Source organism: Blastomonas sp. UPD001 (assembly GCF_003426715.1).
Taxonomy (GTDB): Bacteria; Pseudomonadota; Alphaproteobacteria; order Sphingomonadales; family Sphingomonadaceae; genus Blastomonas.
Map to the genome: position 1 here is coordinate 3,117,761 of NZ_QKVT01000001.1, position 14,601 is coordinate 3,132,361.

Consider the following 14,601-nt stretch of genomic DNA (forward strand, 5'->3'; position numbering starts at 1 on the left):
CATGACCCGCCCGATCCTCTCGCTCGAACTCAACGAACTGTGCGCACCGCTGCTCGAGCGCTGGATGGCGGACGGCTCGCTGCCGAATTTCAGGCGCCTGCACCGGCAGAGCCATGTGTTCGAGACGCTGGCAGATACGACCAGCCCCGAAGAGCTCGAGCCGTGGATTCAATGGTATTCGATCCATACCGGCCTGGCCTTTGACCAGCACCATGTCTTTCGCCTGACCGACGGGCGCGGGGCCAGCCATCGTGATATCTGGCAGGCGGTGACCGATCAGGGCAGCGCGGTGATGAACTTTGCCAGCATGAACGCACGGCCCTTTGCCCGGCCCGGCTCGCTCTATGTCGGCGATCCGTGGAGCGAGCAGGGCGATGCCTATCCGCCCGAGCTCAACATCTACAACCGTTTTGTCGGGCATAATGTGCGCGAATATTCCAATGCGGAGAACCGGCTGTCGGCGAGCGATTATGCCGCGTTCCTGCGCTTTGCGCTGACGCACGGACTGTCGCCCGCCACGGTGCTGCGCATCACCTCGCAACTCGCGGGGGAAAAGCTGGGCAGCACGGGCAGCCATGCGCGCGTCGCGATCCTCGATGCGCTGCAATATGACGTGTTCGCGCATTATTACCGCCGCATCCGCCCGCGCTTTGCCAGCTTCTTCGCCAACTCGGTCGCGCATCTGCAGCACAGCTACTGGCGGCACATGGACCCCGATGCGTTCACGTTGAAGCCCGATGCGGCCGAGATCGGCCGTTACGCCAGCGCGATCCGCGACGGCTATGTCGCGATGGATGCGATGGTCGGGCGGTTCCTTGATCTGGCGGCACGGCATGACGCGCTGATCGTGTTCCAGACCGCGCTCAGCCAGCAGCCGTTCGCGCGCTACGAGAACCAGGGCGGCCAGCACTTCCTGCGGCTGCGCGATCACAAGGGCTTTCTGGCGCGTTGCGGCATCGTTTCGCGCAGCGCCGACCCGACGATGACGCACCAGTACATGCTGCGCTTCGACGATCAGGACCAGCGGGCGGCGGCCAAGGCGCGGCTCGAGGCGTTCCGGCTGGCCGATGGCTATCAGGTCTTCGCCACGCGCGACGATGGCGATGCCGACGCGCTCTATTTCGGCTGCCAGATCAGCTGGAAGATCGATGCCGAAACCCCGATGACCGATACGGCGACGGGCGAGACGCACAGCATCGGTTCGCTGCTCTACGCGATGGAAGGCGTGAAGAGCGGCTGCCATCACCCCTCGGGGTCGCTGTGGATCGCCAATGGCCAGCATGTCCGCCATGCCGATCCGGTGTCGATCCTCGACATCTATCCGACGATGCTCGATCTGATGGGGATCGGCGAGGCGGCAGGCGAGCGGCGCGGCCAGTCGCTCGCCGGGCTGCTCAGGTCACGCGCGGCGGCCTGACCAGTCGCTTTCGAGCAGGCCGAACACGCAGGTATCGCGGACATAGCCGGTCCAGGTGATGCGGTTGTGGCGCAGCGTGCCTTCGTGCACCGCGCCCAATTTGCGCACCGCGGCCTGGCTGCGGAGGTTGCGTGCATCGACGCGGAACTCGATGCGGGTAAAGCCCTGCGCGAAGGCATGGTCGATCATCAGCCGCTTCATCCGCGTGTTGACCCCCGCAGCCCCCCGCGCCGCCGGCTCGACATAGGTCCCGCCGATCTCGACAACATGGTTGCGCGCATCGGGGTTGATATAGTTCGACATGCCGACCACAGAATCGCGCCACAGCACGGCGAAGCGCACCCAGCTGGTGGTGGCGTGGAATTCCTCCATCGCCTTGTCGAAATGCTCGCCCAGCATCGAGATCGGATAGATGTTCCAGATCTCGGTATCGCGCGCGCACGCGGCGCGCAGCGGCTCGACATGCTGGTCGGCGAGCGGCTCGAGCCGCAGGTCGCCATCAACCAGCAACTGGCAGAGGCCGCTCATGCCATGCGCCCCATGAAATGCTTGCGGCAAAGCGCGATATAGCGGTCGTTGCCGCCGATCTCGGTCTGCTCGCCGTGTTTGACCGCGTTGCCTGCTGCGTCGACGCGCAGGTTCATCGTCGCCTTGGCCCCGCATTCGCACACCGCCTTCAGCTCGACCAGCTGGTCGGCGATCGCCAGCAATTGCGCGCTGCCGGGGAAGAGCTCGGCCTGGAAATCGGTGCGCAGGCCATAGCAGAGCACCGGGATCCTGAGCTCGTCGCAGATGCGCGCGCACTGGAAGACCTGCGCCTTGGTGAGGAACTGCGCCTCGTCGATCAGCACGCAATCGAGCGGGGCGGAGGCGAGGTCCAGCGCCACCGCCGCGAAAATGTCGGTTTCCGGCTCGAACAGATGCGCCGGTGCCTTGAGCCCGATGCGCGAGGTAATCTGCCCCGCGCCATAGCGATCGTCGAACGCCGCGGTCCACAGCATCGCGCGCATCCCGCGCTCGGCATAGTTGAACGCCGCCTGGAGCAGCGTGGAGGATTTGCCTGCGTTCATGGAGGCATAATAAAAATAGAGCTTGGCCATCAGGGGATCAGCTCGACCGGCATCGGCGGATTCGGTCCCGCCTGCGAGGCCAACTTCTTGTCAAATGTCGTGAACCGCTCGGCCTCTGTGGAATATGCAAGGTGCAGCAGGTCTGCCAGATCAGAAGCGGCTTCGGCGTGGCGTTTCAGAGCCCATCGAACCTCAGGTTCGTTAGCAACCGATATGGTCGGTAGATCGAGTACACCGGACATCGCTTCGGAAATCGATCTCCTATCGAGCTTGTATATCGATTGCAGCGCCCAAGCGACTTCAACCAGAACTGTGGGAGGAATAAATGCGGGACGGTTCAACAACTCGCTGGCCACAGCGGCCTGCTCAGGGTCGTCGACCATGATGGCCCGTAGAACGATATTCGTATCAATCGCTCTCATTCAGCTTGCGGCTTGCCATATTTTTCCCTGATCGCACGGTCGATGCCATCACGGATTTCATCGTCGGAAAAATAGGGCCCGTCATAGTGCACCGCCGCTCGGATGCGGGCCCAGGCCTCCTCTGCTGTCGCCGCCTTCTGGATTTTCGGCCGCTTCAACAACACGCCTTCCGGCGTCTCGACCATTTCCACCACCGCGCCGTGCACGAAGCGATACCGGTCGCGGACATCCTTGGGGATCACGACCTGGCCCTTGGCGGAAAATTTGACGCGGGCGTTCATCGCGCCAGCATACGTCTTACCTGGTAAGACGTCAATCGTCGCCGCTGTCCTCGCCACCGTCTCCGCCCAGGTCCTGGGCCACCTTGGGGTCGCTCAACAGGCGGTCGATATGGCTGCCGGTGTCGAAGCTGTCATCGGCCAGCCATTTGAGCTTGGCGGCATATTTCATCCGCACGCGCTGCGCGACCTCGCGCTGGAAATAGGCGGTGTTGGTCCGCAGCGCCTTGAGCACCACCTCTTCGTCCCTGCCGAGCAGCGGCTTCACGAACACGGTCGCGTGGCGCAGGTCGGGCGACATGCGCACCTCGGTGACCGAGACGGTGGTGCTGCTCAGCACATCGTCATGCACCTCGCCGCGGGTCAGCAGTTCGGACAGCACATGGCGCACCTGCTCGCCGACGCGCAGCACGCGCACCGAACGCCCATCCGGGCTGGTATCGTTATGCCTGGCCATGATCGTTCCCTTCACGATACCCCGCCGACCGCTGCCGGGCGGCGGGGATCATGCCTTACAGCGTGCGATCGCGCATCTCGACGTCGAACGTCTCCAGGATATCGCCCGGCTTGATGTCGTTCGTATCCTGCAGCACGACGCCGCATTCCAGACCCGCACGGACCTCGGCCACGTCGTCCTTGAAGCGGCGCAGCGAGGCGATGCTCGTCTTGCTGACGATGACATCGTCGCGGGTGATGCGCGCGTAGAGGCCCTTGCGGATGAAGCCGTCGGTGACCAGCAGACCCGCTGCCTTGTCCTTCTTGCCCGCCGGGAAGATCTCCTTGATCTCCGCACGGCCGACCACGGTCTCGATCCGCTCGGGACCCAGCACGCCCGCCATCTCGCCCTTGATGTCGTCGAGCAGGTCATAGATGATGTCGAAATACTTGAACCGCACGCCATCGCGTTCGGCCAGCGCGCGCGCCTGTGCATTGGCGCGGACGTTAAAGCCGATGATCGGCGCGTTCGAGGCCTTGGCCAGCGTCACGTCGGACTCGGTGATCGCACCCACGCCCGAATGCAGCACCCGGGCCTTGATGTCGTCGGTCGAGATCTTGTGCAGCGATTCCACGATCGCTTCCACCGAACCCTGGACATCGCCCTTGACCAGCACCGGATATTCCTTGGCGCGGTTGGCGGCGAGTGCCGAGAACATCGTGTCGATGCTCGCAGGCGCCATGGTCGTGCGCTTTTCCAGCGCTTTCTGGCGGCGATAATCGGCGACTTCGCGGGCGCGCTGCTCGTTCTCGACCACGGTCAGCTTGTCACCCGCCGAGGGCACACCGGTCAGGCCCAGCACTTCCACTGGCAGCGAGGGGCCGGCCTCGTTCACCTGCTTGCCCTTGTCGTTGATCAGCGCGCGTACCTTGCCCGACTGCTCGCCGACGACGAACACGTCGCCGCGCTTGAGCGTACCGCGCTGCACCAGCACCGTGGCGACGGGGCCGCGACCCTTGTCGAGCTTGGCTTCGACCACCACGGCCTCGGCGGCGCGATCGGGATTGGCCTTGAGCTCGAGCAGTTCGGCCTGGAGCAGGATCTTGTCGACCAGCTCGTCCAGGTTGATCTTCTTGAGCGCGGAGACCTCCACGTCCTGCACGTCGCCCGACATGGCTTCCACGATGACCTCGTGCTCGAGCAGGCGCTCGCGGATCTTCTGCGGGTTGGCGCTGTCCTTGTCGATCTTGTTGATCGCCACGATCATCGGAACGCCTGCGGCCTTGGTGTGGTTGATCGCCTCGATCGTCTGCGGCATCAGGCCGTCATCGGCCGCCACCACCAGGATGACGATATCGGTGACATTGGCCCCACGTGCGCGCATCTCGGTAAAGGCCGAGTGGCCCGGCGTGTCGAGGAAGGTGATCCTGTCGCCCGACTTCACCTGCACCTGATAGGCGCCGATATGCTGGGTGATGCCGCCCGCTTCGCCCGCCACCACATCGGTGCCGCGCAGCGCGTCGAGCAGGCTGGTCTTGCCATGGTCGACATGGCCCATGATCGTGACCACCGGAGGACGCGGCTTCAGCGTCGCCTCGGCATCGACATCCGCCTCGTGATCGATTTCCACATCGGAATCGGAAACGCGGGTGATCTTGTGGCCGAATTCCTCGACCAGCAGCTCGGCGGTATCCTGGTCGATCGTCTGGTTGACGGTGACCATCATGCCCATCTTGAACAGCGACTTGACCAGATCCGCGCCCTTTTCCGCCATGCGGTTGGCGAGTTCCTGGACGGTGATCGCCTCGGGCACGACGACATCGCGCACCTGCTTGGGCTGCGCATCGCGGCTCTGTCCGCCCATGTGCAGACGGCGTTCCTTTTCGCGCGCGCGCTTGAGCGCGGCAAGGCTGCGTGCACGCGCACCGCCATCGCCTTCGTTCAGCGCCTTGCTGACGGTCAGCTTGCCCGCCTGGCGGCGGTTGTCGACCACCTTGGTGCTGGCCGCCTTCTTGGGCTTGACCTCGGGACGCGGCGCGGCGGCCACCGGCGTGAAGCGGCGCGGCGGCGGAGCGGCGCGCGTCTCTTCGGTCGCAGGCTTGGCCGCTTCCTTGGCCGCAGGCGCAGCTTCGGCCTTGGCTTCGACCGGCTCGGCCGCCGGCGCAGTGTCGGCTTGTTTTCGGTATCTTCACTCATCGAACAGACTCAATCCTCAAAAAATTCTCATGTCGGGCGATGCTTCAGGCATCGCCGGTCCGCGCGGGGCATGTCCGCGCACGCCAGAGCGCGCTAGACTGGCTCGCCGGGGCCGGGCACGGCCCCCTCCCCTTTGAAGTGCAGCAATCGGCCAAGAAACTGGTCAATGCGGGCGGCGGCACGCTGATCGGTCAGCGCCACATGAACCGCGTTGTCGCGCCCCAATGCCACAGACAGGCGGGTGCGGTCTACAGGCAATACCGACCCGCGCTGGCCGCTGCCTTCGGCATCGCTGCCCACGCGCCAGGCCTGGTCGAGCTTGGCATTGCCGTCGGGCGAGCTGTCGCTCGAATGCAAGAGCAGCCATACCTTGCCGCGTCGCGCTGCTTCGGCGATGCGGTCCGATCCCGTCAGCAGCGTGCCCGAGCGCGATTCCAGCCCCAGCCGGTCGAGCAGCGCGCGCGTCAGCGCTTCCTCGATCATCGCGGGCAGGTCGTCGGGCACGGTGATCGGCCCGGTCTTGAATGCGCGTGCCAGCGCGGCCTTCAGCCGGCCCTTGGCGATCGCCGCTTCGAGCTCGGGCACGCTGCTGACGGGATCGGACCGCATCGCCGAAGCAGCGCGACGCGGATCACCGTGCCCGACGACCTGCCCGCGATGATCGAGGAAGCGCTGACGCGCGCGCACGTCGGGAGCGACCTGGCCCTCGGGGCCGATCGCCAGCCGGATCAGCGCGCCACGCTCCGCCCGCTCGCCGCTGAGGATGCAGCGGCGGATCGGGCCATCCGCCTTGTCGGCGGCGTTATCGGTGGCGTCGTCGGTTAGAAGATCACCGGCCGTGTCATTGGGAAGTTTCCGCATGCGCGTCCTCCCCATCGGCGCCCGCATCCTCGTCCTCGAACCAGTGCGCGCGCGCGGCCATGATGATCTCGTTGCCCTGCTCTTCGGTCAGGCCATAAGTCGCCAGCACGCCGCCCTTGTCTTCGGGCCGCTTGTTGGCGGGGGCCGAATTGTCGCGGCGGCGCTGTTCGGTGCGCTTCTTGGCGATCAGCTCGTCGGTGGCGAGATCGGCCAGATCGTCGAGCGTCTTGATTCCCGCCTTGCCCAGCGTCACCAGCATCGCTTCGGTGAGGTGCGGCAGCTCGGCCAGCGCATCCTCGACGCCCAGGCCGCGACGTTCCTCGCGCGAAGCCTCTTCGCGGCGCTCGAGCGCTTCCTGCGCACGGCTCTGCAGCTCTTCGGCCAGCTCCTCGTCAAAGCCCTCGATGCTCGAAAGCTCTTCCGGGGAAACATAGGCGACTTCCTCGAGCTCGCTGAACCCTTCGGCGACCAGCAGCTGCGACAGCGTCTCATCGACGTCGAGCTCGTTCTGGAACATTTCCGAACGCTCGGTGAATTCCTTCTGGCGCTTCTCGCTCGATTCCGCCTCGGTCATGATGTCGATGGCAGAGCCGGTGAGCTGGCTGGCCAGACGCACGTTCTGGCCACGACGACCAATGGCGAGCGACAGCTGGTCGTCGGGAACGACGACCTCGATGCGGCTTTCTTCCTCGTCGATCACCACGCGGCTGACGGTGGCCGGCTGCAGCGCGTTGACGACGAAGGTCGCGGTATCTTCCGACCAGGGGATGATGTCGATCTTCTCGCCCTGCATTTCCTGCACGACGGCCTGGACGCGGCTGCCCTTCATACCGACGCATGCGCCGACGGGGTCGATCGAGCTGTCATAGCTGATCACGCCGATCTTGGCGCGGCTGCCCGGATCGCGCGCGGCGGCCTTGATCTGGATGATGCCGTCGTAGATCTCGGGCACTTCGAGTTCGAACAGCTTGCGCATGAAATCGGGATGCGCGCGGCTGAGGAAGATCTGCGGGCCACGGTTCTCGCGGCGGACGTTGAGGATGATCGCGCGGATGCGGTCGCCGACGCGGGCGACCTCGCGCGGGATCTGCTGTTCGCGGCGGATCACGCCTTCGGCGCGGCCCAGATTGACGATGACATGGCCGAACTCGACCGACTTGACCACGCCGGTGATGATCTCGCCGACACGGTCCTTGAACTCGTCATACTGGCGCTCGCGCTCGGCATCGCGGACCTTCTGGAAGATCACCTGCTTGGCGGCCTGCGCGTCGATGCGGCCGAGGTCCACCGGCGGCAGCGGATCGACGATGAAGTCGCCGACCTGCGCGCCCTTTTGCAGCTTTTCGGCCTGCTTGACATCGACCTGCTTGAAATAGTCCTCGACCGTCTCGACCACCTCGACGACGCGCCACAGGCGCAGGTCGCCGCTGACCGGATCGAGCTTGGCGCGGATGTCGTTCTCCGCGCCGTAACGGGCCCGCGCCGCGCGCTGGATCGCCTCTTCCATCGCTTCGAGCACGATGGCCTTGTCGATCATCTTTTCGGTCGCCACCGAGTTGGCGATGGCGAGAAGTTCAGCCTTGTTGGCGGAAATGGCGCTGGCCATGATCAGTCTTCCTGTTCTTCGAGAGCTTCAGTGTCTGGGGTTTCTTCGAATTCTTCGATGTCGTCCACGCCGCTGGTATCGAGCGGGCGGGTGGCAGCAATCAGCTTGTTGGTCAGCATCAGCTTGGCGCTGAGCACTTGCGCAAACGGAACCGTGACGCTGCCGACCTTCTTGTCGTTGACCGAGATCATGTCGCCTTCGAGCGAGAGCAACTCGCCGGTCAACTGCTTGCGGCCCTGCGCCGCCTCGGTCAGCACCAGCCGCGCCTCATGGCCCAGCCAGTTGCCGTAATCCTTGAGTCGGGTGAGCGGCCGGTCGATTCCAGGCGAGCTCACCTCGAGCCGGTACGATCCGGGCACCGGGTCCTTGCCGGCCTCTTCCAGCGCATCGAACACGTCGGAAATGCGGCGCGACAGCGCGGCGCAATCGTCGATGTTGAGCTGGCCGGTCTCGGGCCGCTCAGCCATGATCTGCAGCGTGCGGTCATCGCCCGCGCCGAACAGGTGCACGCGCACGAGCTCGAAGCCCAGAGCGGTCGCTTCGGGTTCGACAAGGGCGGCAACGGCGGCAAGATCGGTCAAGTACGCGCTTTCTGGCTTGGTGCTGGTTGGCAGGGCAGCAAAAGCTCGTTCGCGCCGGCCCCGCGGGGTGCCGGCCCGTCAAGTTTCAGCAACCATGTCGGGATAGCGGCCATATAGGCGCTTGAGGCCTGATAAGCAAGCCATAACTGCCGCGTCGGCCCGCGCCGCATGCCGGTAACCTTATGCCTTAACCTGGCTGCCGGTCACCGTCCCGCGAGGGGACGCCGGTTTCGCGCGACTGGCAAACCGGCAGCCATTTGGTTAGCATCCCGTAAATGCCGCATTGAGGTGGCGTTAATGCATGGCACGACGGGAGCAGCGAACGATGAAATGGCCCAAGGCACGACAGGTGGCAGGTGGCGCCATGCTGGTCGGGATTGGTGCACTCGTGGGCGCAATGCTCACCAGTGCGCCCGGCGATGCGGCGATTCAGCCGCTGACCAAGGCCGCGCTGCCCGGTACGCAGGCCCAGGTGTCCGCCCCCGCGGCACCGGCTCTGGCCAAGGCCGATTCTGCCATCACCACGCCCGAACAGGCAGGTTATGCGATCAAGAGCGTGATGACGATCGATGGTCCGCTCGGGCACGGCAATTATTACTGGGACGAAAGCAACGCGCCTGCGACGGGCCCGATGCTGATCACGGTCGATCTCGCGGCGCAGACGCTCTCGGTCTTCCGCGACGGCCACGAGATCGGCGTGGCGGTGATCCTGTACGGCACGCCGGAAAAGCCGACCCCGCTCGGCGCCTTTCCGATCACCCAGAAGGATGCCGATCACGTCTCCAACCTCTATGACGCGCCGATGCCGTACATGATGCGGCTGACCAACGACGGCGTCGCCATCCATGGCAGCGATGTCGAATGGGGCTATGGCACGCGCGGCTGCATCGGCGTGCCGACCGCCTTTGCCAAGCTGCTGTTCGAGCAGGTGAAGCTGGGCGACGTGGTGATCATCACCAACGGCCAGCGCATCAATGTGGGTGACGCGGTCGCCGGGGTCTGATGCGCAGCATCGGCTGGCCAATCGCTTCGTCGCTGGCTAGACACGGGTGATGGATCGCCAGCAAGCCAGCATCCTTATCCAGCAGGCCATCACCGCATTGCGCAGCGGGGAAGCGACGCGCGCGCGCGATCTGCTGAACAACGTCGTGAAAGACCCGCCGCCGGGCGAGGTGCCGCCCTGGTTCCTGCTCGCCCAGGCCTGCCAGATGGCGGGGGATTCGGTCGGGCAGGGTGAAGCCCTGACCCGGCTGCTGGCAGAAGAGCCGCGTCATCTCGGCGGGCTGCTGCTGATGGCGGGGCACAAGGCGGGGCAGGGGGATTCGCGCGCGGCCTCATCCTTCTATACCACCGCACTCGCGGTCGCCGATCACGCCCCCGATCAGGTGCCGCAGGCGATGATCCCGCTGCTGCAACAGGGCCAGCTGTATCTGCAAAAGGCGCAAGGTGAATATTCCGCGTTCCTGAACGCGCAGCTCGCAGACAAGGGCATCGCACCGGGCGCGGTATCGCCGCGCATCGACATGGCGCTTGACCTGCTGCTGGGCCGCAAGCAGCTTTACGTGCAGGAGCCGACCAGCTTCTATTTTCCCGGCCTCCCGCAGCGGCAATTCTACGAGGCGGCCGAATTCGACTGGGCGCAAGGCTTGGAGGCGCAGGCCGATGCGATGCTGGCGGAGCTCGAGGGCTTGCTCGCGCGGCAGCCCGGCGATTTCAGCCCCTATGTCCAGACCCGGCCCGATCGGCCCGCCGCCGCCAACCCGTTGCGCGACGATCCCAGCTGGGGCGCGCATTATCTGTGGGAGAACGGCGCGCCGGTCGCCGATCATGCGGCGATCGCACCGGCGACCATGGCCGCGCTCGCCACGGCACCGATGCCGGTGATCGCCGCGCGCTCGCCGATGGCGCTCTATTCGCTGCTGCGCCCCGGCACGCATATCCGCCCGCATCACGGCATGCTCAACACCCGGCTGATCTGCCACCTGCCACTGATCACCAATGCCGATTGCGCGATCCGTGTCGGCAACGAGACGCGGACCTGGCAGCAGGGCAGGCTGATGATCTTCGACGACAGCATCGAGCACGAGGCCTGGAACCGCGGCAGCGCCACGCGCATCATCCTGCTGTTCGAGATCTGGCGGCCAGAAATCTCAATGGATGAACGCACCGCGCTGACGGCGATCTTCGAGGCGATCAGCGCCTATGGCGGCCTGCCCCCCGACCAGGGCTGACGGCAGCGAATGCTGCGCACAATCCCCCGGATTGAATCCACTTGACCTGCCACGCTGTATTATGGCAGTGAAGCAGTGATGGCAGACAACTCCAAACCCGTTTACCTCAAGCTCCGCGACATCATCGCCGCCTCGATTCTCGACGGCATCTACGCGGAAGGCGACATGCTCCCTTCGGTCCGGGCCTTCGCTGCCGAACAACAGGCCAATCCGCTCACCGTCGCCAAGGCGTACCAGATGTTCCAGGACTTGGGACTGGTCGAGGTGCAGCGCGGGGTGGGCATGTATGTCGCCACCGGCGCGGTCGACAAGCTGCGCGCGATGGAGCGCGAGGACTTTCTCCAGCATGTCTGGCCGCCGGTGCTGCGCCAGATGCGGCGCATCGGCCTGTCGCCCGCCGCCCTGCTCGACGAAGAAAAGGCCTGATCCCTCAGGGGTCTACCGCATCCTCGGGCAGATCCTCGACCCGCGGCAGCCGGTCGGCCAGCGCCAGATCGAACTGTTCCCTGTCCAGCCGGCCTTCCCATTTCGACACCACCACCGTCGCCACCGCGTTGCCGATGAAATTGGTCAGACTGCGGCATTCGGACATGAACCGGTCGATCCCCAGGATCAGCGCCATGCCCGCAACCGGCACCGAGGGCACGATCGACAGGGTCGCCGCCAGCGTGATGAAGCCTGCGCCGGTGACGCCCGCCGCGCCCTTGGACGAGATCATCGCGACGCCGAGCAGCAGCAATTGCTCGCCGATCGACAGTTCGACATTGCACGCCTGCGCGATGAACAGCGCCGCCAGCGTCATGTAGATATTGGTGCCGTCGAGGTTGAAGCTGTAGCCGGTGGGCACGACCAGGCCGACGACCGTCTTGGGGCAGCCCGCACGCTCCATCTTCTCGATCAGGGACGGCAGCGCGCTTTCCGAGGACGAGGTGCCGAGCACCAGCAGCAGTTCGGCGCGCAGATAGGCGATCAGCTTCAGGATCGAGAAGCCGCAGGCCCAGGCCACCGCGCCGAGCACGACGAGCACGAACAGCAGCGAGGTCGCGTAGAAGGTCGCGACCAGCGCGGCGAGATTGGCGAGCGTGCCGATGCCATATTCGCCGATGGTGAACGCCATCGCGCCGAACGCGCCGATCGGGGCTGCCTTCATCACGATGCCGACCAGCTTGAAGAACGCGGCGGAGGCATCCTCGAGCAGGTCGAGCAGCCGCGCGCCCTTGTCCCTGATCATCGCCAGCGAAATGCCGAACAGGATCGACACGAACAGCACCTGGAGCAGGTTGCCGCTGCTCAGCGAGGCGAGAAATGTGTCCGGCACAATGCTGCTCAGGAAACCGGTGATGCTCGATTCCTGCGCCTTGGCGGTATATTCGCTGACCTTGCCGGTATCGAGCGTGGCCGGATCGATGTTCAGTCCTGCGCCGGGCCGGACGACATTGGCGACGATCATCCCGACGATCAGCGCGAGCGTGGAGAAGGTGAGGAAATAGGCAAAGGCCTTGCCCGCGACGCGCCCCACGCTCGCCAAATCGCGCATGCCGGCGATGCCGGTGACGATGGTCAGGAAGATGACCGGCGCGATCACCATCTTGACCAGCTTGATGAACACATCGCCCAGCGGCTTCATCGCCGCCCCGGTCTCCGGCGCGAAATGCCCGAGCGCCACGCCCGCGACGATCGCGACCAGCACCTGCACATAGAGCTGCGCATACCAGGGACGCGGGGCCTGGGTGGGGAGCGGCGAGGGCGGAGCGATGGATACCATACGCTTCGCCTATCACTGTGCGCAGCTCTGTCCAACCGGCGAGTCGGCCTATCGACCGGCGCGGCGCTGCAAGTGGTGGTGATCCGTCTGTCGCTGTAACCTTGCTGCTGCCATCATCGGAACTGCCTGCAGCATCGCGCCGGATCGGGAGCAGGACATATGCAGTTGGACCAGAGGGCGAGCAAGGCGGATGCGATGCTGCCTTTGCTGTTGGGAAGCATAGTCCTGACCCAGATTGTCTATATCGCGAAATCGGCCCTCGAGATCGAGATTGCGAGCACGGCGATCTGGTCGGTGGAAACCCTGCTGTTCCTCGCCATCGCCGTGCTGGGGCTGGTGGCGATGCTGCAGCGGACGTCGCTCGCGCCTGCCATGGCGGGCATTGCGCTGGGCGGGCTGGTCAACATGCTTCAGGTCGGCATGGGGCTGACGCTGTTCGCACCGCTCTCGAACGCCGGCGATGCCATGGCGCCGGTCTATGAATCCGTGGTGGCCATGGCCTTTTTTCTCTTTTTCAGCGGCAAGCTGCTGTTCGGGTTCGCAGCGGTCGTGATCGGCACGCACCTTTCCCGTCATGGCGGCCCAGTCCGCTTCGTCGGCCTGTCCGCCATCATTGCAGGAGTGGTCGCGATGCTGATCAATACGGGCGGCATCGCGCTCGGCATGGACTGGCTCTATCCGGCAGGCGCCACCGGCACGATCGCAACCGCGCTGCTCGCTCTGGCGCTGCACTTCGAGTCTCGCCCGGCTCGGCAGACTGCCGGATGAGCCCGATCGGCCTCACCCGAACGGCGCGTCGATCGCGGGTTGCGGCTGGGTGAACCAGCGCGGGCCGTCGTCCGTCATGTAGAAATGGTCCTCCAGCCTTATGCCGAACCGATCGGGGATGACGATCATCGGCTCGTTGGAAAAGCACATGCCGGTAGCGAGGGGCGTGGTGTCGCCGCGCACCAGATAGGCGGGTTCGTGGATCGACAGGCCTATGCCGTGCCCAGTGCGATGGGGCAGGCCAGGCAGCGCGTAATCGGGGCCGAGCCCTGCGGCTTCGAGCACGCGGCGCGCGGCGGCATCGACGCTCTCGCACGGTGCGCCGGGCCGGGCGGCGTCGAAGGCGGCGGCTTGCGCAGCCTTTTCCAGATCCCAGATGCGGCGCTGCTCGTCATTCGGGGTGCCGAAGACATAGCTGCGCGTGATGTCCGAATGATAGCCGTGCACCGTGGTGCCGGTATCGATCAGCACCATGTCGCCCTCGCGCAATTCGGGATCGCCTGGCAGACCGTGCGGAAAGGCCGATCCGCGCCCGAACTGGACCATGCAGAAGGTGCTTCCCTGCCCGCCCATTGCGCGGTGGGCGTCGCCGATGAAGCGGATCACCTCGCTCGCCCTGATGCCTTCGCGCAGGATCAGCGCGGCGCGGCGATGCGCTTCGAGCGTCATCGACTTGGCCTGCTGCATCAGCGCGATTTCGGCGGGCGACTTGTGCATGCGGCAGCCGTCGATCGCCGGTGCGCCGCTGGTCAGCGCCATGCCGGGGGCGGATTTGGCGATGCGGTCGACGAACAGGAAGGGCAGCGCCGGGTCGATCGCGAGTGTTGTTGCGCCCCAGGCCCGGCAGGCGTCGGCGACCAGCGCGGTCGGCGATTCGTCCTCCTGCCAGAGGCGGATCTCGACCTCGATCACCAGTTCGGCCTGCAGCGACCCCAGCTCGAAATAGGGCGCGATCATGACGGGATCGCCG

The 14,601-nt window shown here is 65.3% G+C and carries 16 protein-coding genes; 5 read left to right on the forward strand and 11 right to left on the reverse strand.

Translation table 11 applies throughout. The features are described from left to right. Window position 1 precedes the first annotated feature (1 nt). Window positions 2-1,417: an alkaline phosphatase family protein gene (locus DM995_RS15825; RefSeq protein ID WP_116970040.1), complete on the forward strand. Its 1,416-nt coding sequence runs from the start codon at window positions 2-4 to the stop codon at window positions 1,415-1,417. Here the strand turns inward: DM995_RS15825 and DM995_RS15830 are convergent. The 9 genes from DM995_RS15830 to rimP form a co-directional block, all read right to left on the reverse strand. Continuing rightward, window positions 1,400-1,945 (reverse strand): GNAT family N-acetyltransferase, encoded by a 546-nt coding sequence (locus DM995_RS15830; protein ID WP_116970042.1) that lies wholly within the window; start codon window positions 1,943-1,945, stop codon window positions 1,400-1,402. The genes DM995_RS15825 and DM995_RS15830 overlap by 18 nt on opposite strands. Further along, window positions 1,942-2,517 carry a thymidine kinase gene (locus DM995_RS15835; RefSeq protein ID WP_116970043.1) on the reverse strand — a complete coding sequence of 192 codons (576 nt, stop codon included), beginning with the start codon at window positions 2,515-2,517 and terminating at the stop codon, window positions 1,942-1,944. The genes DM995_RS15830 and DM995_RS15835 overlap by 4 nt, the downstream gene beginning before the upstream one ends. Continuing rightward, complete coding sequence (locus tag DM995_RS15840; protein ID WP_116970044.1) at window positions 2,517-2,909, reverse strand: type II toxin-antitoxin system VapC family toxin; 393 nt, start codon at window positions 2,907-2,909, stop codon at window positions 2,517-2,519. The genes DM995_RS15835 and DM995_RS15840 overlap by 1 nt, the downstream gene beginning before the upstream one ends. Next, window positions 2,906-3,190: an AbrB/MazE/SpoVT family DNA-binding domain-containing protein gene (locus DM995_RS15845; RefSeq protein WP_116970045.1), complete on the reverse strand. Its 285-nt coding sequence runs from the start codon at window positions 3,188-3,190 to the stop codon at window positions 2,906-2,908. Before DM995_RS15845 ends, DM995_RS15840 begins: the two co-directional genes overlap by 4 nt. A gap of 31 nt (window positions 3,191-3,221) precedes the next feature. Then, entirely contained in the window at window positions 3,222-3,644 is a 423-nt protein-coding gene (gene rbfA, locus DM995_RS15850) for a 30S ribosome-binding factor RbfA (protein WP_116970512.1), read from the reverse strand. A gap of 55 nt (window positions 3,645-3,699) precedes the next feature. Continuing rightward, entirely contained in the window at window positions 3,700-5,670 is a 1,971-nt protein-coding gene (gene infB, locus DM995_RS15855; protein WP_232824439.1) for a translation initiation factor IF-2, read from the reverse strand. A 242-nt stretch (window positions 5,671-5,912) separates the two neighbouring features. Then, on the reverse strand, window positions 5,913-6,680 hold the full coding sequence (locus DM995_RS15860; protein ID WP_116970513.1) for a DUF448 domain-containing protein: 768 nt from the start codon (window positions 6,678-6,680) through the stop codon (window positions 5,913-5,915). Continuing rightward, window positions 6,661-8,286 carry a transcription termination factor NusA gene (gene nusA / locus DM995_RS15865; RefSeq protein WP_023838174.1) on the reverse strand — a complete coding sequence of 542 codons (1,626 nt, stop codon included), beginning with the start codon at window positions 8,284-8,286 and terminating at the stop codon, window positions 6,661-6,663. The genes DM995_RS15860 and nusA overlap by 20 nt, the downstream gene beginning before the upstream one ends. Before the next feature lie 2 nt (window positions 8,287-8,288). Further along, window positions 8,289-8,867: a ribosome maturation protein RimP gene (rimP, locus tag DM995_RS15870; RefSeq protein WP_023838173.1), complete on the reverse strand. Its 579-nt coding sequence runs from the start codon at window positions 8,865-8,867 to the stop codon at window positions 8,289-8,291. A gap of 364 nt (window positions 8,868-9,231) precedes the next feature. Here rimP and DM995_RS15875 point away from each other — a divergent pair, with 364 nt between their 5' ends. The 3 genes from DM995_RS15875 to DM995_RS15885 all read left to right on the forward strand — a co-directional run bounded on the left by DM995_RS15875 (window position 9,232) and on the right by DM995_RS15885 (window position 11,524). After that, on the forward strand, window positions 9,232-9,870 hold the full coding sequence (locus DM995_RS15875) for a L,D-transpeptidase family protein (protein ID WP_232824440.1): 639 nt from the start codon (window positions 9,232-9,234) through the stop codon (window positions 9,868-9,870). A gap of 49 nt (window positions 9,871-9,919) precedes the next feature. Further along, window positions 9,920-11,098 carry an aspartyl/asparaginyl beta-hydroxylase domain-containing protein gene (locus DM995_RS15880; protein ID WP_116970048.1) on the forward strand — a complete coding sequence of 393 codons (1,179 nt, stop codon included), beginning with the start codon at window positions 9,920-9,922 and terminating at the stop codon, window positions 11,096-11,098. Between the two features lie 78 nt (window positions 11,099-11,176). Further along, a complete protein-coding gene (locus DM995_RS15885) occupies window positions 11,177-11,524 on the forward strand; it encodes a GntR family transcriptional regulator (RefSeq protein ID WP_116970049.1) in 348 nt (115 codons plus the stop codon). Window positions 11,525-11,528: 4 nt separating this feature from the next. Here DM995_RS15885 and DM995_RS15890 read toward each other — a convergent pair whose 3' ends face one another. Continuing rightward, window positions 11,529-12,863: a dicarboxylate/amino acid:cation symporter gene (locus DM995_RS15890; RefSeq protein ID WP_116970051.1), complete on the reverse strand. Its 1,335-nt coding sequence runs from the start codon at window positions 12,861-12,863 to the stop codon at window positions 11,529-11,531. Window positions 12,864-13,022: 159 nt separating this feature from the next. Here DM995_RS15890 and DM995_RS15895 point away from each other — a divergent pair, with 159 nt between their 5' ends. Then, complete coding sequence (locus tag DM995_RS15895; RefSeq protein WP_116970052.1) at window positions 13,023-13,631, forward strand: thiamine biosynthesis protein ThiC; 609 nt, start codon at window positions 13,023-13,025, stop codon at window positions 13,629-13,631. 12 nt (window positions 13,632-13,643) lie between these two features. On the opposite strand, the gene DM995_RS15900 is transcribed toward DM995_RS15895, so the two are convergent. Beyond that, window positions 13,644-14,601 (reverse strand): M24 family metallopeptidase (locus DM995_RS15900; protein WP_232824441.1); only part of this gene is annotated, 958 nt, incomplete at its 5' end.